This window comes from Nonomuraea sp. NPDC050310, from assembly GCF_040655795.1.
In the GTDB taxonomy this organism is placed as follows: domain Bacteria; phylum Actinomycetota; class Actinomycetes; order Streptosporangiales; family Streptosporangiaceae; genus Nonomuraea.
Window position 1 is genome coordinate 1 of the sequence record NZ_JBFAKP010000035.1, and the last position, 17,035, is coordinate 17,035.

General features: G+C 67.0%; 21 protein-coding genes. 11 read left to right on the forward strand and 10 right to left on the reverse strand.

What is annotated here, in order from left to right; all coding sequences use genetic code 11:
• Positions 1 to 13: 13 nt before the first annotated feature.
• Positions 14 to 529 carry a transposase gene (locus tag AB0I67_RS40730; protein ID WP_357935987.1) on the forward strand — a complete coding sequence of 172 codons (516 nt, stop codon included), beginning with the start codon at positions 14 to 16 and terminating at the stop codon, positions 527 to 529.
• 399 nt (positions 530 to 928) lie between these two features.
• Entirely contained in the window at positions 929 to 1,705 is a 777-nt protein-coding gene (locus AB0I67_RS40735) for a hypothetical protein (RefSeq protein WP_357935839.1), read from the forward strand.
• A 512-nt stretch (positions 1,706 to 2,217) separates the two neighbouring features.
• Here AB0I67_RS40735 and AB0I67_RS40740 read toward each other — a convergent pair.
• The 4 genes from AB0I67_RS40740 to AB0I67_RS40755 all read right to left on the reverse strand — a co-directional run bounded on the left by AB0I67_RS40740 (position 2,218) and on the right by AB0I67_RS40755 (position 5,259).
• Positions 2,218 to 4,026 (reverse strand): cell division protein FtsK, encoded by a 1,809-nt coding sequence (locus tag AB0I67_RS40740; RefSeq protein ID WP_357935842.1) that lies wholly within the window; start codon positions 4,024 to 4,026, stop codon positions 2,218 to 2,220.
• A gap of 22 nt (positions 4,027 to 4,048) precedes the next feature.
• Entirely contained in the window at positions 4,049 to 4,357 is a 309-nt protein-coding gene (locus tag AB0I67_RS40745) for a hypothetical protein (protein WP_357935845.1), read from the reverse strand.
• Positions 4,358 to 4,390: 33 nt separating this feature from the next.
• Positions 4,391 to 4,579 carry a hypothetical protein gene (locus AB0I67_RS40750; RefSeq protein WP_357935847.1) on the reverse strand — a complete coding sequence of 63 codons (189 nt, stop codon included), beginning with the start codon at positions 4,577 to 4,579 and terminating at the stop codon, positions 4,391 to 4,393.
• 359 nt (positions 4,580 to 4,938) lie between these two features.
• On the reverse strand, positions 4,939 to 5,259 hold the full coding sequence (locus tag AB0I67_RS40755) for a hypothetical protein (RefSeq protein ID WP_357935849.1): 321 nt from the start codon (positions 5,257 to 5,259) through the stop codon (positions 4,939 to 4,941).
• Between the two features lie 331 nt (positions 5,260 to 5,590).
• Between AB0I67_RS40755 and AB0I67_RS40760 the strand changes: the two genes are divergently transcribed.
• From AB0I67_RS40760 to AB0I67_RS40770, 3 genes are read left to right on the forward strand one after another with little or no spacing between them, the layout of a single operon-like run.
• A complete protein-coding gene (locus AB0I67_RS40760; RefSeq protein ID WP_357935851.1) occupies positions 5,591 to 5,926 on the forward strand; it encodes a hypothetical protein in 336 nt (111 codons plus the stop codon).
• A complete protein-coding gene (locus tag AB0I67_RS40765; protein ID WP_357935853.1) occupies positions 5,923 to 6,471 on the forward strand; it encodes a hypothetical protein in 549 nt (182 codons plus the stop codon). The genes AB0I67_RS40760 and AB0I67_RS40765 overlap by 4 nt, the downstream gene beginning before the upstream one ends.
• 25 nt (positions 6,472 to 6,496) lie before the next feature.
• A complete protein-coding gene (locus AB0I67_RS40770) occupies positions 6,497 to 6,832 on the forward strand; it encodes a hypothetical protein (RefSeq protein WP_357935856.1) in 336 nt (111 codons plus the stop codon).
• A gap of 11 nt (positions 6,833 to 6,843) precedes the next feature.
• On the opposite strand, the gene AB0I67_RS40775 is transcribed toward AB0I67_RS40770, so the two are convergent.
• Positions 6,844 to 7,299, reverse strand: coding sequence for a GntR family transcriptional regulator (locus AB0I67_RS40775; RefSeq protein WP_357935859.1), 456 nt, complete (start codon positions 7,297 to 7,299; stop codon positions 6,844 to 6,846).
• 679 nt (positions 7,300 to 7,978) lie between these two features.
• Between AB0I67_RS40775 and AB0I67_RS40780 the strand changes: the two genes are divergently transcribed.
• Together AB0I67_RS40780 and AB0I67_RS40785 are read left to right on the forward strand one after the other, a co-directional pair.
• Positions 7,979 to 8,263, forward strand: coding sequence for a hypothetical protein (locus AB0I67_RS40780; RefSeq protein ID WP_357935862.1), 285 nt, complete (start codon positions 7,979 to 7,981; stop codon positions 8,261 to 8,263).
• Positions 8,260 to 8,898 carry a hypothetical protein gene (locus AB0I67_RS40785; RefSeq protein WP_357935864.1) on the forward strand — a complete coding sequence of 213 codons (639 nt, stop codon included), beginning with the start codon at positions 8,260 to 8,262 and terminating at the stop codon, positions 8,896 to 8,898. Before AB0I67_RS40780 ends, AB0I67_RS40785 begins: the two co-directional genes overlap by 4 nt.
• A gap of 89 nt (positions 8,899 to 8,987) precedes the next feature.
• Here the strand turns inward: AB0I67_RS40785 and AB0I67_RS40790 are convergent, their stop codons facing one another.
• Positions 8,988 to 9,974: a cation diffusion facilitator family transporter gene (locus AB0I67_RS40790; protein WP_357935866.1), complete on the reverse strand. Its 987-nt coding sequence runs from the start codon at positions 9,972 to 9,974 to the stop codon at positions 8,988 to 8,990.
• A 21-nt stretch (positions 9,975 to 9,995) separates the two neighbouring features.
• Here AB0I67_RS40790 and AB0I67_RS40795 point away from each other — a divergent pair, with 21 nt between their 5' ends.
• From AB0I67_RS40795 to AB0I67_RS40805, 3 genes are all read left to right on the forward strand, one after another.
• Positions 9,996 to 10,121, forward strand: coding sequence for a hypothetical protein (locus AB0I67_RS40795; protein ID WP_357935869.1), 126 nt, complete (start codon positions 9,996 to 9,998; stop codon positions 10,119 to 10,121).
• Positions 10,122 to 10,172: 51 nt separating this feature from the next.
• Positions 10,173 to 10,529, forward strand: a complete 357-nt coding sequence (locus tag AB0I67_RS40800; RefSeq protein ID WP_357935872.1) for a metalloregulator ArsR/SmtB family transcription factor — start codon at positions 10,173 to 10,175, stop codon at positions 10,527 to 10,529.
• A 1,667-nt stretch (positions 10,530 to 12,196) separates the two neighbouring features.
• Positions 12,197 to 12,352 carry a hypothetical protein gene (locus tag AB0I67_RS40805; RefSeq protein WP_357935875.1) on the forward strand — a complete coding sequence of 52 codons (156 nt, stop codon included), beginning with the start codon at positions 12,197 to 12,199 and terminating at the stop codon, positions 12,350 to 12,352.
• A 197-nt stretch (positions 12,353 to 12,549) separates the two neighbouring features.
• Here AB0I67_RS40805 and AB0I67_RS40810 read toward each other — a convergent pair whose 3' ends face one another.
• The 4 genes from AB0I67_RS40810 to AB0I67_RS40825 form a co-directional block, all read right to left on the reverse strand.
• Positions 12,550 to 13,221: an NAD(P)H-binding protein gene (locus tag AB0I67_RS40810; RefSeq protein ID WP_357935877.1), complete on the reverse strand. Its 672-nt coding sequence runs from the start codon at positions 13,219 to 13,221 to the stop codon at positions 12,550 to 12,552.
• Between the two features lies 1 nt (position 13,222).
• The gene (locus AB0I67_RS40815; protein WP_357935880.1) at positions 13,223 to 13,675 is read right to left on the reverse strand and encodes a MarR family winged helix-turn-helix transcriptional regulator; all 453 of its coding nucleotides are present in this window, start codon (positions 13,673 to 13,675) and stop codon (positions 13,223 to 13,225) included.
• Positions 13,676 to 13,763: 88 nt separating this feature from the next.
• Positions 13,764 to 14,600 carry an SDR family oxidoreductase gene (locus AB0I67_RS40820; protein WP_357935882.1) on the reverse strand — a complete coding sequence of 279 codons (837 nt, stop codon included), beginning with the start codon at positions 14,598 to 14,600 and terminating at the stop codon, positions 13,764 to 13,766.
• Positions 14,601 to 14,671: 71 nt separating this feature from the next.
• Complete coding sequence (locus AB0I67_RS40825; RefSeq protein WP_357935884.1) at positions 14,672 to 15,586, reverse strand: acyl-CoA desaturase; 915 nt, start codon at positions 15,584 to 15,586, stop codon at positions 14,672 to 14,674.
• Between the two features lie 149 nt (positions 15,587 to 15,735).
• Here AB0I67_RS40825 and AB0I67_RS40830 point away from each other — a divergent pair, with 149 nt between their 5' ends.
• Positions 15,736 to 17,031 carry a cytochrome P450 gene (locus tag AB0I67_RS40830; protein WP_357935887.1) on the forward strand — a complete coding sequence of 432 codons (1,296 nt, stop codon included), beginning with the start codon at positions 15,736 to 15,738 and terminating at the stop codon, positions 17,029 to 17,031.
• The last annotated feature ends 4 nt before the right edge of the window (positions 17,032 to 17,035 follow it).

Below are 17,035 nucleotides of genomic sequence, written 5' to 3' on the forward strand. Positions count from 1 at the left end.
CTCGTGCAGGGGTGTGGGCCCGGCTGCACCAGGCTGTGCTCGACAAGCTCGCTGTGGCCGGCCTGCTCGACCTGTCCAGGGTGGTGCTGGACTCGGCCCATGTGCGGGCGAAAAGGGGGTCCTGTCCGACCGGGCCGGGCTGCCCCTCGTGGTCGGTGTCTCATCTGGTAACACCCATGACGGCGAGGCCCTGAAGCCCGTGGTGACCGAGCTCCACATGAGACGCGACCCGCGCCATGGCCGGTTCATCAAGCCCGGCAAGGTCCACGCGGATAAGGCTTACGACCGCGACGATCTGCGACGATGGCTGCGCGGCCGGCGCATCGCCGTGCGTATCGCCCGCCGCGGGATCGAGTCCAGCCAGCGATTGGGGCGGCACCGCTGGGTGATCGAACGGACGATGTCCTGGCTGGCCGGCTATCGCCGGCTCACTATCCGCTACGAACGCTACTCCGGCAACTACCTGGCCTTTCTCGGCCTCGCCGCGGCAATGTGCTGTTACAAGCGGCTCATCCGGCTCACCACATAGGACACGGTCTAAGGTGGCGCGGCGGTAAGCCCACGAGGGAGCCGCCAAGCTATGGATACTCTTCAACTTCGCATGCAGGGTGCCATTGTTCTTCATGGTTAGAACGATGGCTCGTTGCAAGTGCGCACCTGGGTCCGAGGACGGCGGCGCGGCCGAGAGGCTGGCTACGGCGGCCTTGAGGAATCCGGACAATTGGGTAGCTCTTTTGCCCGTCTCCCTCGTGGCGTTCGCCTAGATCGCTGATGTGGAATTCGGTGATCGACTGCGGACGTGACGAAGGGCGTCCATGGTCAGTGTGTGAAGACAGACCTAGACGCCCTTCTGACCGCACTCTACGTCCATCTGGACGATCACGTGATGCCTTCTCGGGGACGGCCTCGCGGGAGAGGCCGTCCACCGGTGCTGACCTCGGCCGAGGCGGTGGTCGTGGCGGTGGCCCAGGTGCTGCTGCGATGTGATCAGGAGCGTCGCTGGTTACGGACAGCGGCGGCCCGGATCGGCCATCTGTTCCCGCGCCTGCCCTCCCAGGCTGTCTACAACCGGCAGCTGCGACAGCTGGGGCCGGCCATGTCGGCGGCGGCGTTGTGGCTGGCCCGACAGGTCCCGACCTGGCACGAACCGCTCAGGCTGATGGACGGCACCGCGGTGCGGTGCGGCGCCTCACGGGTGACGGTCAACCGCTCCAGCCTGGGCGAGATCGCCGGCTACGGCATGGACAAGTCCCATCACGCCTTCCACTGGGGTGCCAAGCTGATGCTCATCACCACCGCCGACGGCGCGGTGACCGGCTTCAGCCTGGCCCACCCCAAAGAGCTCGATGAACGCAAGCAGGCTCTGCACCTGCTGCACGCCCACCAGATCGCCCCCGGGCCATGCCCGATCGTGTGCGACAAAGGGTTCGCCGGCGCCGGTATCGAGAAAGCCGCCGCCGACCTGGGCCACCCCCTGATCCGGCCAGCCCGCGACGACGAGCCCGCACCTGCCCTGCCATTCCCCGGCTGGCTGCGCCAGCGCATCGAAGCGATCATCTGGACCCTGAAGAACCAGCTTGGCCTCGAACGCCACAACGCCCGCCACACCGACGGCCTCTGGGCACGCATCAGCCAGCGCATCCTCGCCCTCAACGCCGTCATCTGGCACAACTGGAACATCGGCGCACCCGTGAACGGTCCCTGACCGCCTACGACCACTAACCCAAATTCCACATCAACGATCTAGCACCGGTTCGGCCGCTTCAAAGAGGTAACCGGCCGAGACGTGCGCGCCCCGGCCGACGCCGTCGTGGTCGCGCTCACGCTCGCCCTCCGCGCCGCCACCCTCCTCCGACCTCGCCGCTCACGAGCCTGATGCGAGCCGCCTCCGTGCCGTGACCGCATTCGCGCTCGCTGCTGTTGCCCATTCGGCTGTCCCGATCAGCGCGACGACGCCCCTGGCCTGTAAACAGTCGGGGTGTCCTGGGTTCATCACTCGGGATTCCTATCTCGATGGCGTTGGATGTTGCTCAGCACGTACGCGGCAACATGGCAGAACTTTCGCCTACATTCCTCTCTACCGGCAGGGGTAGGGGCGGGTGGTACTCCGTGATATCACCTCACTTTCGCTACAGAGTGTGATCGTCCACGAGTTCGTCCACGGACGTGTGCGCTCCCTATGCGCGCAGACATGCGTGCGGGTGTGGACGTGGACGATTACAGATCGTGGCGATCAGGGAGAGAACGCCAGCGTCCCCGTGTTACTTGCGAGGCGCGGTCGTACCGGACATGTTCTCGGAGGCGGGCATACACCCAGGAGCGGCCCATGTCGGTGGACCGGATCAGGTCATCGACGGATATACCTTCGGGCGGGGCATCGGCGAGCGCCTCGGCGAGTGCGATCTCAGGGTCGTGGACAGCGTTGTGGTGGGCGGTGTGGGCTCGGTTAGAGGTTGCCCTGTCTGCGGGCTGCATGCGGCTCTGGGCGCGCTCTGCGGCGTTCTCCAGGGCGGCTACAGAGACCGCATCGAGGGATGGACGGTCGGGCACGTGGCGGGCGGCGGTTACTTGCACCGTGGTGTCGTCGAGCAGGTAGGTACGGGCACGACGGGGAGCGTCGTTTTCGGGGGAGGAGAGGAAGAACTTGCCGGGGGCATCGAGGCGGTGGGCATGCCATCCGGCCTTCAGCATGCCCTGTCCCAAGATGAGATCGACGTCGCGTTGTTCACGCACGCGAAAGGACAGGCGGACATCCATCTGTGAACGGACCGCGCCCTTGCCCATGGCTTTTTGGGAGGGGCGTTGGGTGGCGGCGATCAACTGCACGGCGACGGCACGCCCGCGTCGCGCAACGGAGTCAGCGTGCCGCACGGCATTGGGGGCGTCATCGACGAGTTCGGCGTACTCGTCGATCAGCACCACTAGGGCGGGCATGCGCGGAGTGGGGTCCCACAGCCGTACGCCCTGCTGGGCCAGATGGTCGGCGCGGGCGTCGAGGATGACGACGGCATCGGCTAGCAGCGCTTCGGCTTCCTGCGGGGTGGTGGCCAGTCTGCCGAGACACGACGCCCACGGGCGTAGTTCCATCCCGCCCTTGAGATCGACGCCCCAGACGATCACGTCGGGGCAGGCGGTGAGATCGCCTAACAGGACGTTCACACCGCCGCTCTTGCCCCCGCCGGCTACCCCACCGATCAAGGCGTGACGGTGTAGCAGGGGGACGCGCACGGGGCTGCCATCCTCGAAGAGCCCCAGTTTGGCGGGTTGGGCTACTGAGGTGATCGCAGGGCCTGGCCAGTTGATGGCGCCCGCGTGCGGGTCGGTTTCGATCACGCGGACATCGGCGCGGTGAGCGTGCTTAGTGGGAACGGGCTGGATACGCACCGCTCCTCGCCGTGAGCCGAGAGCGGATTCCAGGGCGGGGGTGCGGCTGATCGCGTCTTCCACGGTTTGGCCGCGCCCCAGGGCGAGCCGGAACCGGTAGCCCCATAGATCGACGATCGCCGATTGCACACGTGACCCGGCTAGGCCGACCGCGTCGGCGATCTCAGGCCATGCGGCCAGGGTCCGCTCGACGCGGACTCGGGCGCGGCGTCGGCGGTGTGCCCACCAGGGCAGGGCGAGCAGCGCCCCGCCCACCGTCAGCACGGCGGGCAGGGGCGTGGTGAGCGGCCCTGCGAAGGTAGCGGCTGTGACCCAGCATCCGAGGAACAAGCAGGTCACAGTGGCATATCCGCGCTCGATGGGGCGGGTCAGGTTGACCCAACTGCCCAGGAGCGCGATCGCCCCCGCGATCGCGCCGGTGAGCAGGAGGACGGTCGGCCACCAGGTTGGCCAGTAGTGGCGCATGAGTGCGCCCGCGAGCAGCGTGAGCAGAGCCAGGGTGATGGGGGCAAGTTCGGAACGGTAGCGCCACAGCTGGCGCCCGATGCTGGTGATGATCAGCGGGGCCAGGCCCAGATCATCAGTCATGGGGGCGATGGGCTGGATGCCGAGGCGTCGCATGCGGCTGGCGTTGCGTCGCATCTGGTGGCGGGTGACGCGATGCCTATTCAAGGGCATCGCCCGCCAGGGATTCGAGTTCGTCTCGCAGGTAGTAGTGGGGTTCAGGTTCTCCGTCCTGATGGGCGGCGAGCGTTGCGCGCATGGCGGCGATCAGGTTGGCACGCTGAAGTCGGAGGTCTGCCAGGTCGGTGCATAGGTATGGGGTGTCGGCCAGGGCGGCGAAGATGTGCCGCCAGATCCCGTCAAGGGCGGGGGCGGACTTGGCGAACACGGCGAGCAGGCGGATGGCGTTGTCGTGGCGGCTGGTGACTCCTCGAAGATCGAGAATCGGACGGGGGTCAGGCTGGGTCATATGCACATCACCTCCAATCGGTCGGGCGACAGCTCATCGGCTGGTGAGCCAGGACAGGGATGCGTCGAGAGCGCGTTGAATGTGCGGGGCCACGGTGGTAGTGGCGAGCAGGAAGCCGAGGAGTGCGGCGGCGACGGCATGCCATACGCGCATCCTCAGGTAGCGAACGGCCACGAACACGAAGGCGGCGATGAGCACCACGAGCGGGATTGTCACGGTCATAGGGCGGATCACCTCCTAGGCATAGATGACGTCGTTGGTCGCCTTGCGGCGGTTCCATCGGTAGCGGTTGCGGCACTTCACGCACCACGAACGGGCGGGGAGACTGGCGGCACCGCAGGGGCAGCCAGCGGTCAGGAAGCGGGGGATCTCACGCAGCGGGGATCACCTCCTTCCGGTGGGGTGGTGAGCGTGGGTGCCTAGTAAGCGGCGGGCAAGCAACTCATCAGGACGGTCGGGTATGTGGGCGAGGGAACCGCGTGAGTCTTCGCGACGGATCGCCAGAACCAGGAGAGCGAAGAGGCCAAGTGCGGCGATGAGCAGGAACAGCCCTGCCACGATGATCAGCAGTGGCACAGTCATCACGCGCCCCCCTGCGCGGGCGGGCTGGTGGCCGAGATCACTCGGTAGCTGACGTGCCCGATCATGTGCGTAGCGGTGTAGTGGCCGCTGCGCTCGTTCAGGCGGACGCCCAGTTGGGCGGCAATTCGGCGAACTTCCGCCACAGCGTCAGCGTCAGCCGGCGCTTCATGGCGCGGGAAGACCATGACGTCTACGTGGCGCGGCGTAGGCAGTTCCGGGTGGCTCTCCAGGAAGTCGGCCAAGCTGCGCAGATCCTCGACGATCTCGCGGCGGCGACTCCCATCGCTGTACTTGTAGGGGTATGGCGTCGATTCAGTCATAGAGCATCCCTCCTTTGGTCGGGGCAGTTCTCCAGGAGATCGGCAGCGACATGGAGCGCCACGCCAACGAGCAGCAGCCCAGATGCGGCAAGCTCGGGCAGCCATCCGTCAGGGAGGTTGTCCAGGCAGTCAGCCAGCAGTCGGATTCCCGTGGTCAGGCGACCTTGGGATGTGCTCGCGAGGCCGATCATCGGAAGTTCCTCCCTTCGTCGCGGTGCCGTACAGGGGGTGCTACACGAAGGACCGTACAGTCCCCCCTGCACGAACGTCAAGGGGGGGCTAGACGGCATGCCGTCTAGCCCCCCCTGGATGCAGCGCGTAGGGTTGCGTCATGGGCAAGGAGAGTGCGGCCAAGCCAGTCGCTGACTCTGTGAGCGATATTGAGCGCGCTTTCGATGCCGCAACGGCCGCGATTAGGGCCGAATCGGACGCTGGTCGGGCATACGAAGGCGCTACAGAACTCGTAGAGACGTTGAGGCGACTCTTCGAGAAGTCTGCTGATCTCCGAGCGGAATCGGCGGCACGCATTTTTGATACCGAGCAGATGTCTTTGGCCGTCCTGGCCGACCGTATCGGCGTGTCAAAGGCGCGAGCGGCTCAGCTCATCAAGACCGCAAAGAGCGCGACAGAGTCGCAGCGTGATGCAACAACGGAGGATCCCAAGTGAGCGAGCGCACAGAAGTATTAATCGAGGTTTGGCCAGTGTCCGCCGACGGTGCAGGGATCTGGCTGATCAGCGGTGGGGATGCATGGCGTTCCAGTGCTGTGACGCAAGATTCCGATCCACACACAACGGTCGTAGATCTTCTGGCGGCTCATGGCGTCAGTACTGCAAGGCTTTTGCACTCCACTTCGTGGAGAGCCGAACAAACGGCAGTCGTCCTCACGTATGTCGCGGTCATCGACGCCGGCGAGTATGTAAGGGATCACTGGAAGGACGCCAAGCCGATCAGTGCAGCCCTGTCGGACGCGGTCGGCAAGCCGTTCGCTGTGCTCGCCACAGAAGCACCTGTTCCCCGGCACATCGACGTGCTTCTGCACGGAATACGACACTTGCATTTTCTCTGTCAGACCGATTCATCAACACAGGAAGCCCTTACCAGGGAGTGGTCGGCACATCTGGCCGCATTCCGGCCAGCGCTGGCAGGAATGTACGACCACAAGACCGGAGTAGAGCCAATCACCCTGCCTGGTCAGCAAGTTTACGAATAATCGACTCCGAAAGAGCCCGAGAATTATGCACGAAGAAACTCGACAGCAGCGGCAAGCTCAGCGGCGCGCATACGAGCTGCTCGGACAGCTCATAGAGCGCGGGGAACGCGAAAATCTCCCGGTAATCACTTGGGTGTTGGCTAGTGCCAACACCCAAGCCATACTGACCGGCGATTGTGAAGCAGCTGACCCTATCCAGCGTCAAGCCGACTTTGAGGCGTGGAAAAAATCCCTTGGAGCAGAAGCATGGCCAAACGGAATTAGGAGTGAGGCCGGCATTCGCCTGAGCGCGTCCACGGTAGACCCCAGCGAAGAGGTCACCATCACTCTGTCCGCATTCATCGCCAACGACGAAATGTGAATGAGGGTCGACTAATCAGTGTCCTGGGGGTCGCCGAAGATCAGCTCTACTCGGTCGCCCCGCAGGATTCTCCGATGCATGCGCGGACCTGGCGCGACTTCAAAGACCGGGACACCTTCCGGCACGCCGCCGAACTCTCTGAGCTCCTCAGGTGTAGCTAGGTCTCGTCGCTCTTCAGGGGTGGGCATACGCGTCACAGCTCGCGCCCCGCTCGGGACGCTGTAGGGCTCACGTGAGGGCTTATCGACCACCCTGGACCCCCGCTTGCGCACCGTGGTGATTCGCCCCTCGGCGCGCAGTAGAGCCAGGGCGTCGCGGACCGTGTCCCGACCCACCTCGTAAATCTGTGTCAACTGAGTCTCGGAAGGCAGCCATGCGCCCGGCCGGTAGCGGCCGGAGTTGATGTCGGCACGGATTGCGTCCGCAACCTGCCGAGTCACCGGAACGCCAGAGCTGTAGTCGATCACACCACATAAGTGTCATGCAGCCATGTTGCCATGTGTCTTGTGGCCATGAGGCCCTAGACGTAACCTGGGGAAAGGCGATACCCGCTCATCGTTTAGATGTATCGGTGATCGCTAGGAGACCAGCCGCAACAGCTCTAGGTGAGGGACAGATGGCACCCCAGCTCGACCCCCGTGGTCAGGCCCTTTGGTGCGCCTACCGCAAGGCCGCTAGTGCGATCCGGAGCCTTGAGGATCAAGAGTTGGCCTACGAAAGCGCTACTCAACTGGCCGACAGGCTGCGAGACATGGCCGACCAGGCAGCTCGCATTCGTGCTGCCTCCGCAGCTCGAATCCAGCAGGCGGAAGGTCTCTCACTGATGCAGCTTGCCGAGCGCCTTGGACTGTCCAAAGCGCGGGCTAGTCAGCTCGTTCAAGCGGCCCGCACTGACCAGGGGGAGAGGAGTGACACCGGCGACGTGTCTTCAGCTTGACGTCCCTCGCACACCGGAGGACGCCCAACAAGGGCGAGCCCGTCAACGGCGATGAACGCGCCGGACGGGCTCTTGATTGCACACGGGAGGTGCAACCCATGGAGAACTCTAGAAGCCTCCGCTCTAGAGACGCCAGCACAGGTAGCGGTGTGGCTAGCAGCCAACTGCCGCCGAGCGGCTTAACCGTCATCGGACCCGAGGCTTACGCCATGAGACTGAGCGGGGCATTGGCCGAGTTCGACATCTCCGCGGATGTCAACGGCGGTCACGGCCTCGCGGTGGTGCCGGTATGGGCGGATCTGACGGTCTGGTGTGACCTGCAGTGGTTCTGGTGGCGGACCGGCTTGAACAGCCACACTCATCGCCCCGTCTACGCCTACCACCCCGTCACCGACGTGACCCGCGCTGCCCGCAGGGTCGCGTTCTCCTACGCGGACTTGCGGGCAGCCAATGGGCCTCACAACGAAGAACGATGCACCGGGGAGCCGGTGTGAAGCCGGAAGCGGCGGCCACGCTCCCGAGTCTTCGCGTGCCGTACGTGATCGCCTACAGTGGCGAGCTGGTGTCCGATCCGATTCACTTCGTCAAGGACTACCGGCCCTTCGCAGATGTGAAGCTCAGCTACGCCGAACCCCGGCCCGGCGACTACGCCTATGGCGTTCTGCGCGCCCGTGCACGGATGAATCGCCAGGGCAAGCCCGAGTGGCGCAAGCTCAACCCACGTCGGCAATGGCGATGCATGGACAAGCTGTGGTGCCAGGTGTGCGGCAAGCCCGCCACCGACCAGTACGGACGCATCCCGTGGATCCTGACAGAGACGGTGTTCCGCTGGGACGAGCAGGATACGGCCATCACCAGCGCCCCGCCCACCTGCTGGGCATGCATTCCCGAATCTCTCACGTCCTGCCCCCGTCTCCGGACGTCCTCAGTCGTGTACACGGCAGGTTACGCCCTACCGGTCGGTGTACTCGGACAAATCTATGACGCCCTGTTCAACGGCGAGGTGATCCCGACCGAGCATCGCAATGTGGAGGTGCGGTTAAAGGACCAACGGCTTCTTTCCAGAGTGCTGGCCCATCAGCTCATCGTGCGAGTCTTCGACCTGCAAGCGGTCAGCCTCACGAGGTAGAGCACAGCAGTAGGCACGAATGCTCTGGCAGACCACGGGTGCCAGGGCATTCGTGCGTGGGACCTGTCAGGCAACGTCCCTTGACTCACCTAGACCAAATGGGACATCAGTGATGCGTGGTGATCGATGCCCTCCGGCCCGTCTGGGTCGGCGTGCACTGTGGCCGCGCGAAGCCGGGGGAGGTCATGAATCAACTTGTGCTCGGCTTCCACTGCGACCGCGTGAGCCTCGATGAGGGTGAGGCGGTGACTCACGACGATGTCTACCTCAGCCCGCAGGGCATGACCGATCCAGCGCAGTCGTACCGAGCCAACCTGCTCCACGCCGGGAACTGTCCGCAAGATGCCTTCTGCCCGGTCCACGATCGCGGGGTCCACCGCGTCCATCAACCGGTGGTAGATCTCCCGCGCAGCGTCTCTCAATACGAACAGAATCGCGGTCGTAATCAGCAATCCGACGATGGGGTCAGCGATCGGGAACCCAACTGCAGCACCCGCTGCCCCAACGAGGACTGCCAATGAGGTGAAGCCATCTGTACGGGCATGAAGGCCGTCTGCCACCAGAGCAGCCGAACCGATCTCCCTGCCTACCCTGATCCGATAGCGGGCAACCAGTTCATTGCCGAGAAAGCCCACCAGTCCAGCAGCGGCTACCCAACCGAGAGCTTGGATGTCGTGCGGGTTGATCAGGCGCTTGACCGCCTCGTAGCCGGCCAGGCCGGCTGAGGCTGCGATCAGGATGACAATGACGATGCCCGCCAGGTCTTCGGCTCTGCCGTACCCGTAGGTGAAACGGCGGGTCGCCGCCCGCCGACCCACCCAGAAGGCGAGCGCTAGCGGCACCGCTGTCAGTGCGTCGGCGAAGTTGTGCAGCGTATCGCCCAGGAGCGCGACTGAGCCGGAGAAGGCGACGATGATGGCTTGCGCTACAGCCGTCACCATGAGGGCGGCGAACGAGAGCGCCAGTACTCTCATGCCTCGGCTGCTCGACTCCAGGGCCTCATCGGTCTTGTCAGCGCTGTCGTGGCTGTGCGGGACAAAGACGTCCTTCAGCGTGTGCAGCAGTCTTTTGCGCACGCGCAGCGCGCTCTCGCGCTCATGCTCATGCTCGTGCTCGTGCTCGTGCTCGTGCTCGTGCTCGTGCTCGTGCTCGTGCTCGTGCTCGTGCTCGTGCTCGTGCTCGTGCTCGTGCTCGTGCTCGTGCCCGCGGCCATGTCCATCTGACATGCGAGTCCTCCTTGCCGGGCTTCTCTCGACACGGCAGCATATGTAGTCATGTACGCACGCGACAACGAATCAGGTGCAAACCCCCTGCAAGAGCAACCGACGGGCGCACAGGTAGAGGCCGCCGTCGAGGCCCTTCGAATGCTGAGCGACCCCACCCGGCTTCGGCTGATGTGGGTTCTCACACGCGGCGAGTACGACGTGGGCTCGCTCGCTCAGCTCATCGGAGTGCCGCGCCCTTCGGTGTCACAGCACCTCGCCAAACTCCGCCTAGCTGGCCTAGTGCAGACACGGCGCGACGGGCGCCGAGTGCGCTACCAGGCGCGCGACGTTCATGTCCGATCGCTCATCACAGAGGCGCTCTTTCACGCAGACCATGAGGTGTCCGGCATCCCGCGCCACGACTAAGCGGTACACCGCGACACCTGCTCATCGTGTGCACAACCCGACTTGCAATGGTCCTAGTCACCCATCAGCCCATCAATGTCCGCTTGACCGCCAGGCCAACACACGGGCCAACTGGCTGCGTCGACACCCGCAAGCGGAAGTGATCTGCCGCGAACGGACCAGCGCCTACGCCGAAGACGGGCTGGAAGGCGGACCTGAGGCGACCCAGTGCGCCGATCGCCGGCACCTGTGCCACAACCTCATCCAGGCGGTGGAGCGCTCGACCGCCCGGCACCGCTCCTCCCTGCGAGATCACCGGGCTAATGCCTTCACGGCCGCCCATGCGGCGGTAGCGCTGCTCCGGATGAAGGGCTCGGCAAAGTTCACCGATCGCACTACGCCCAGCCCCCAGGATCCATGCGCTCAAGCGGCTGGCTGCAGCCCGTGTGGCATCGTCCGTGGGCTCGGTATGACTCCTCGCACCGCGATCTCTAAGCGCGTGCCACATCGCGAGGTATTGCTCTGGGGGTAGTGGACAGCAAGCCCAGCCTCGTCGTCGACTTCAAGCCCTACCTCCGCCAGCGCTGGGAGGAAGGTGAGCACAATGCCACCTGCCTGTCAAAGAGATCGCCGCGCCCGGCATGACGGAAATCACGCCATGCTCAGCGATCACCGGCGCCCCATGCGCGCACCCACTCAATCGCACCACAGGCGCGTTCGATCCCCATGGTCACCGCCGGATTGCAGCCCACCCTCACCGGCTGGAACGGCCATCAGCTCCACCTCAAGGCCATTCTGGCCCGATGTCTGGAGCTGACCGCGCTCATCAAACACGTCCGCTGTTTTGTCATCATGTTGGCCCAGCGCCGGGGCCAGGGGCCTTAAGGGGCTGGGTCGCCCACGGTGAAAGAGCTGCCTTCCCTCCATGCTTTCGCAGCGGCCTGAAAGGGATCTCGACGCCGTCGCTGTCGGCCTTACCTCACCCCAGGCAGGCTCCGGCTCGGTGGAAGGTCGCGTCCACCGCAGATGATCAAACGCCGCATGCCGGCCGAGCCGGGCTTGCTCTTCTCCGTAGCGCCTGCTTCTCGCTCGCGAGCGCCGTGATTGAAGGTCCCAGGGTGGCTCTGCGACGATGGCGGGCTGCCGTTTACGCAGGTATCACTAGCCGCCAAACCGGATGATCATGCGGGACCCTGGGTCTGTGCGTGGTGGTGAGCTGCAACCTGATCACCGGCCATGGACCGCCCACCGTGTGAAATGGATGAGCTTGTCGAGCACGGGACGGTGCTGGATGGGAACGTGACATGGTCGCTGGCAGCACGGCACAGCGCGACTTCGCGGTGTGGCTGAAGTTCTACACCGGCCATGGGCACTTCCCATGAGACCGCGGCGAGGTGCCGGACGAGGTCGTCGACCATCTGGCTCGCCAACTCCGGATGCCGGCCAGCAGCCTGGGCTTCTATAACTGGTCCGGACGCACGATCGAGTGGCATCGGCGGGAGGTGCGACCGTCTGGGATTTCGCGAACGCACGGTGGAGGACGCCGAGAAGCTGCCGGCCTGGCTGGCTGCGGTCGCTCAGGCCGGGAGCGAGCCCGACCGGGTTCGGGCCGAGTTGCCGCGGCACATGCTGGAACAGCACGTTGAGCCGTCAAGCGACAGCGGGCCGGGCGCATCGTGGTATCAGCGTTGCGGACGGCGGTTGCGCTGATCAAGGCGATGCGTGGCGACGTGAGCCTGGAGTCGATACTGGCCGAGATCCGCAAGCGGAATGTGATCCGGGCGATCGGCCTGCCGACACGTCTGTTTGCCGATGTAGCGCCGAAGGTACTGGCCGGTTGGTGAGCCCGGGCCGCGACCCCGGTCTCGGTGGCCACGAAGGCGGCACCGCCCGCGGATCAGGAGCGTGCGCCAGGTGGGGGAGAGGTGAGCGTTCGGTGCGGTCTCCGTCAAGGTCGCCTCCTTGGTGGAGTCCCTCGTGGTGAGGGCCGCCTGGGGGAGCGCCGGGCAAGCGGACTGTGCCGGTCTGCGAACCGCGTGGTTCAGCGGGCGTTCGCGACGAACGGCGCCTGCTGGGCGTACATCCCCTGCTCCACGACCTCCACGACGAAGGCGGCGAGGTCAGCTCGGGCGATCTTGGTGCTCGCGGTGGAGCGGTGGGCGTGGTGCTCGATCCGGCCGGTCGCCGCACCGTCCATCAGCCTCGGCGGGCGAACCAGGATCCAGTCGAGGCCGCTGGACAGCCAGAGGGCGAGCTCGGCCGGCTTGTCCTTGGCGGTGTCGCCGCCGAGACGCTGGATGAGGAAACTGATGACCTTGGCGCCCGTCGACTTCTGGTCGCCGGGGGCGTCCACGCCGGCTCCGCTGACGCCGACGAATCGGCGCGGGCCGGTGGCCTGCATGAGCTGGATGAGGGACTGCGCGGTACGGGTGTGGAGCTGGGGTTGCCCGCCGTTCGGGCCGAGGGCCGACACGACCGCGTCGGCGCCCTTCACCAGGTGCCCCAGGGCGTCGCGGTCGAGGACGTCACCCTGCACGACGGTGAGGCCGGCGCCGCGAACGGGCAGCTTGGCGGGGTCGCGGACCAGGGCGGTGACCGAGTGGCCACGCTCCAGCAGGCCGGCGAGCAGGTGCGGCCGGTGGCACCGAGCAGCGCGACGTTCATGACTTCTCCAGAGGGCTTCGTCCTGGCCTGATATGTGTATGGTACACACGTCAGCTCTCTGTGGCCGCCTCGGCGAAACGGGACAGGAGTCGGACGAAAGCGGCACGGTCTTCCGCGTTCCAGCCGGTCAGCAGCGCCTGGAGGCGCCCGGTCCGGTAGCTCAGTGCACGCTCGTACAGGGCACGGCCCTCCTCGGTCAGGTCGAGGGCGGTGCTGCGCCGGCTGCTGGCCGACGGGCGCCGGATGACCGCGCCGCTCGTCACGGCGCGGTCGACGAGCCGGCTCGCGGTGGCCGGGGTGACGGCCAGGGCTCGGGCGACGTCGCCGATGGTGACCTCGCCCCGACTGCCTTGCGTGGCCAGCGCGTCCACCACGAGCACCGTCGACAACTCCACGGTCTTGCCCGCGTCGGGCACGCTGGGAGGAGCGACGAAGAAACGCCGGAGCGCCAGCAGCGCCCGGTCGAGCTGGAGGATCTCGTCGGTGGGCGGATGCGCTCGCATACGTGCAGGATATTCGTCGGTGACGACCGGGGCGTGGTCTCGCCTGACGGTCGGCTCTGCTGTGTCATGCTCAGGCCGTGCTCCCGCCCTAGAGCCAGGCCGCGCGCTCGTCCTCGGCGAACCGGCGCAAGCTGATCGGCTCGCGCCCCAGAAGCCGGCGCACGTCGTCGGTGACCCCGGCGGCCAGGCCGAACCGGCAGGCCGAGTACAGGGCCAGGGTGATCATCGTCATCGTCATCGGCACCGGCAGGCCGTGCCGCCGGGCGTGACGCCAGTAGGCGAGCGGCCCGGGGTCGCCGTAGTGGATCGGCTTGCCGACGACGTCGGTGAGCGTGCGCGCGACCTCGGCGTAGGTGAGCGCCCGGGCTCCGGTCGGGATGTAGGCGCGGTCGGCGTGCCCGTCCTCCCGCAGGGCGAGCGCGGCCACGCCGGCCACGTCGCGGGCGTCGACGAACGAGGTACGGCCGCGCCCGGCAGGGACCATGATCACGCCGTCCTCCCGGATCTCGCGGGCGTGGGTCATGGACAGGTTCTGCAGGAAGAACCCGGCCCGGACGAAGGTCCACTCCTGGCCGGAGGCGCGCAGCCAGCTCTCCAGTCGGTGGTGCGGGACCACCGGGTTGCGCTCGGCGCCCTGCAACGACAGCAGCACCACTCGGCGCACGCCCATGCGCCTGGCGGCATCCATCGCCGGGAACATGTCCCGGCGGACATTGCCGATCTGGGGCGGGCGCATCAGGAACATGCGGTCCACGCCCCGGAAGGCGTCATGGAAGGTAGTGGGATCGGTGAAGGAGAACCGGACGTCGCTGCTCTCCCTCGGGCTGGTCGTGGCCCGCCGTACCGGCAGGCCGGCCTGGGCCAAGGTCTGCGCCACATGCCGCCCGACCCGTCCGGTCGCCCCCGTGACCAGGACTTCTTCCATCTGACCACTATAGGAACCGGCTCGCGGAGGCAGCGGCTGCGCCCGCCTCCTGCGTGTCGCGGCGGCTGGCCTCAGCCGGGCCGGCGGTGGCCGGTCAGGCGGGCCGGGTCGGGCCAGCGCACGTCGTAGGCCCAGCCGGCGCGCTCGAAGCAGCGGATCAGCCACGCGCTCGGGTCGGCCTGCCCGCGCAGGACGCCGTGCCGGGCGGAGGTGGGCTCGGCGTGGTGCCAGTTGTGCCAGCCCTCGCCGAGGGTGAGCAGGGCGACCCAGCGCACGTTGCTGGAGCGGTCGCGGGTGCGGAAGGGGCGGTCGCCGAAGGTGTGCGCGACCGAGTTCACCGACCAGGTGACGTGGTGCACGATCGCGTACCGCACGAATCCGCCCCAGAACAGGGCGGTCAGCGCCCCCGTCCACGACAGCGACCACACCCCGCCCACCACGGCCGGCAGCAGGAAGGACGCGACGACGACCAGTGGGTAGGCGGCGTCGAACCGGCACACGTCCGGGTCGTCCAGCAGGTCGGGCACCCAGTGCCGCCGGTTGGAGCGCCGCCGGGCGGTGTAGAACCAGCCGACGTGTGCGTGCGCCATGCCGCGCAGCAACGCCAGGCCGCTGTCGCCGTACACCCAGGGGGAGTGCGGATCGCCCGGCTTGTCGGCGTACTTGTGGTGCCGCCGGTGCTCGGCCGCCCAGAGCGACACCGGCCCCTCGACCGCCAGCCCGCCGGCCAGCATCAGCGCGATGCGCAGCGGCCGGCGCGCCTTGAAGGCCCGATGGGTGAACAGCCGGTGGTAGCCGACCGCGATGCCGAAGATGTTCACCAGGTAGAGCACGGCCGCGATCGCCAGGTCGCGCGGCCCGACCCCCCACCCCCACGCCGCGGGCACCGCCGCCGCCAGGCCCGCCGCCGGCAGGACCACCAGGACGAGCAGATAGGAGGTTCGGCGTCCTCGGGGGACCGGCAGGGTCTCGGCGTCGCCATCCACGATCCCCGATTCAACGAGCGGCCCTGACCCGGCGTAAGTCACCCGGTGGTGATCGTTGCCTAACTCTGCGGAGTCATAACACTACATACGGCAGTCGCCGGGTCGGCTACAGAATGTCATTGATCCAGATCAGAGGGGCATGACGGCCGATGACTGCTGGCAAGACCTTCCTCGAACGGTACGGCGAAGCCGTACGCGACGACCCGCTGCGCGCGCTGGCCATGGTCCAGGGCTGGATGCGCACCGACTGGCGGGCCTTCTTCGCCGAACTGCGCACGGAGCGGCCGATCTTCGCCACGCCGGCCTTCACCGTGGTGACGCGCTACGCCGACGTGGCCGAGGTGCTGTCGCTGGAGCGGGTGTTCAGCGTCCGGGCCTTCGCGCCCCGGCTCGACGCGGCGCTGGGCGGGGCGTTCATGCTGGCCAGGGACGCCACGCCGATGAACTGGCGGGAGAAGGGGCTGATGCGGGCGCTGCTCGTCCCGGAGGACGCGACGGCGGTACGGGAGCTCGCCGGGCGGCTGGCCGAGGAGGCCCTGGACGCGGCCGAGGCCAGGAGCGGCGCCGAGCCGCGGGTCCGGGTCGAGGCGGTGCAGGAGGTGTTCCGGCACGTCGCGCTGCGGATCTGCGCCGACTACTTCGGCCTGCCGGGGCCGACCCCCGAGACGCTCGGCGGCTGGACCAGGGCGATCATCCTCGACGGGTTCGCCAACTACCACGGCGACCCGGCGGTGCGGGCGGCCTCGGAACGGGCGGGCGCGGAGCTGATGGCCTACCTGGCGGGACTGCTCGCCGAGCGGCGGAACGCCCTGGCCGACGGCGAGCGGGACATCCTGTCCCGGCTGCTGCGGACCAGCCTGCCCGCCGAGCTCGGGCTGGACGAGCAGCGGCTGATGATCAACATGGCGGGGCTGCCGCTCGGCTGGGTGGAGAGCGGACCCGGGGCGATGGCCGAGGCGCTGGAGCAGCTCTTCGAGCACCCCGAGGCGCTCGCCGCGGCGGCCGAGGCGGCGGGCGAGCCGGAGCGGTTCGACCCCTACGTGTGGGAGGCGCTGCGGTTCAGCCCCTTCTTCAAGCTGCTGCCGCGGCTGTGCGAGCGCGACCATCTGCTGGCCGCGGGCACCTCGCGGGAGACGGTGATCAAGGCGGGCACCTTCGTGCTGGCCGCGCCCGCGTCGGCGATGTTCGATGCGCATGCCGTACCGGATCCTGAGGAGTTCCGCCTCGATCGGCCCGAGCACCTGCGGTTGTTCTTCGGCCTCGGCCACCACTCCTGCCTGGGCGTGCACCCGGCGGGGGCGGTCATCTGCGAGGTGGTGCGGCGGATGGTGCTGCGGCCGGGGCTGAGCCGCCTGCCCGCTCCCGAAGGGGACGTGGTCCGGGTCGGCGCGGTCTTCCCCGACCGCTTCACGCTCACCTACGACCGCCAGGAGGCCCGCCGATGAGGAT

Bases quoted from the DNA above. Each gene is read 5' to 3' on its own strand.
- AB0I67_RS40755 (WP_357935849.1), bottom strand. From the start codon at position 5,259: ATGACTGAATCGACGCCATACCCCTACAAGTACAGCGATGGGAGTCGC.
- AB0I67_RS40795 (WP_357935869.1), top strand. From the start codon at position 9,996: ATGCTCATGCTCGTGCTCGTGCTCGTGCTCGTGCTCGTGCTCGTGCTC.
- AB0I67_RS40760 (WP_357935851.1), top strand. From the start codon at position 5,591: ATGGGCAAGGAGAGTGCGGCCAAGCCAGTCGCTGACTCTGTGAGCGAT.
- AB0I67_RS40740 (WP_357935842.1), bottom strand. From the start codon at position 4,026: ATGCGACGCAACGCCAGCCGCATGCGACGCCTCGGCATCCAGCCCATC.
- AB0I67_RS40780 (WP_357935862.1), top strand. From the start codon at position 7,979: ATGAGACTGAGCGGGGCATTGGCCGAGTTCGACATCTCCGCGGATGTC.
- AB0I67_RS40745 (WP_357935845.1), bottom strand. From the start codon at position 4,357: ATGACCCAGCCTGACCCCCGTCCGATTCTCGATCTTCGAGGAGTCACC.
- AB0I67_RS40770 (WP_357935856.1), top strand. From the start codon at position 6,497: ATGCACGAAGAAACTCGACAGCAGCGGCAAGCTCAGCGGCGCGCATAC.
- AB0I67_RS40800 (WP_357935872.1), top strand. From the start codon at position 10,173: ATGTACGCACGCGACAACGAATCAGGTGCAAACCCCCTGCAAGAGCAA.
- AB0I67_RS40820 (WP_357935882.1), bottom strand. From the start codon at position 14,600: ATGGAAGAAGTCCTGGTCACGGGGGCGACCGGACGGGTCGGGCGGCAT.
- AB0I67_RS40750 (WP_357935847.1), bottom strand. From the start codon at position 4,579: ATGACCGTGACAATCCCGCTCGTGGTGCTCATCGCCGCCTTCGTGTTC.
- AB0I67_RS40815 (WP_357935880.1), bottom strand. From the start codon at position 13,675: ATGCGAGCGCATCCGCCCACCGACGAGATCCTCCAGCTCGACCGGGCG.
- AB0I67_RS40830 (WP_357935887.1), top strand. From the start codon at position 15,736: ATGACTGCTGGCAAGACCTTCCTCGAACGGTACGGCGAAGCCGTACGC.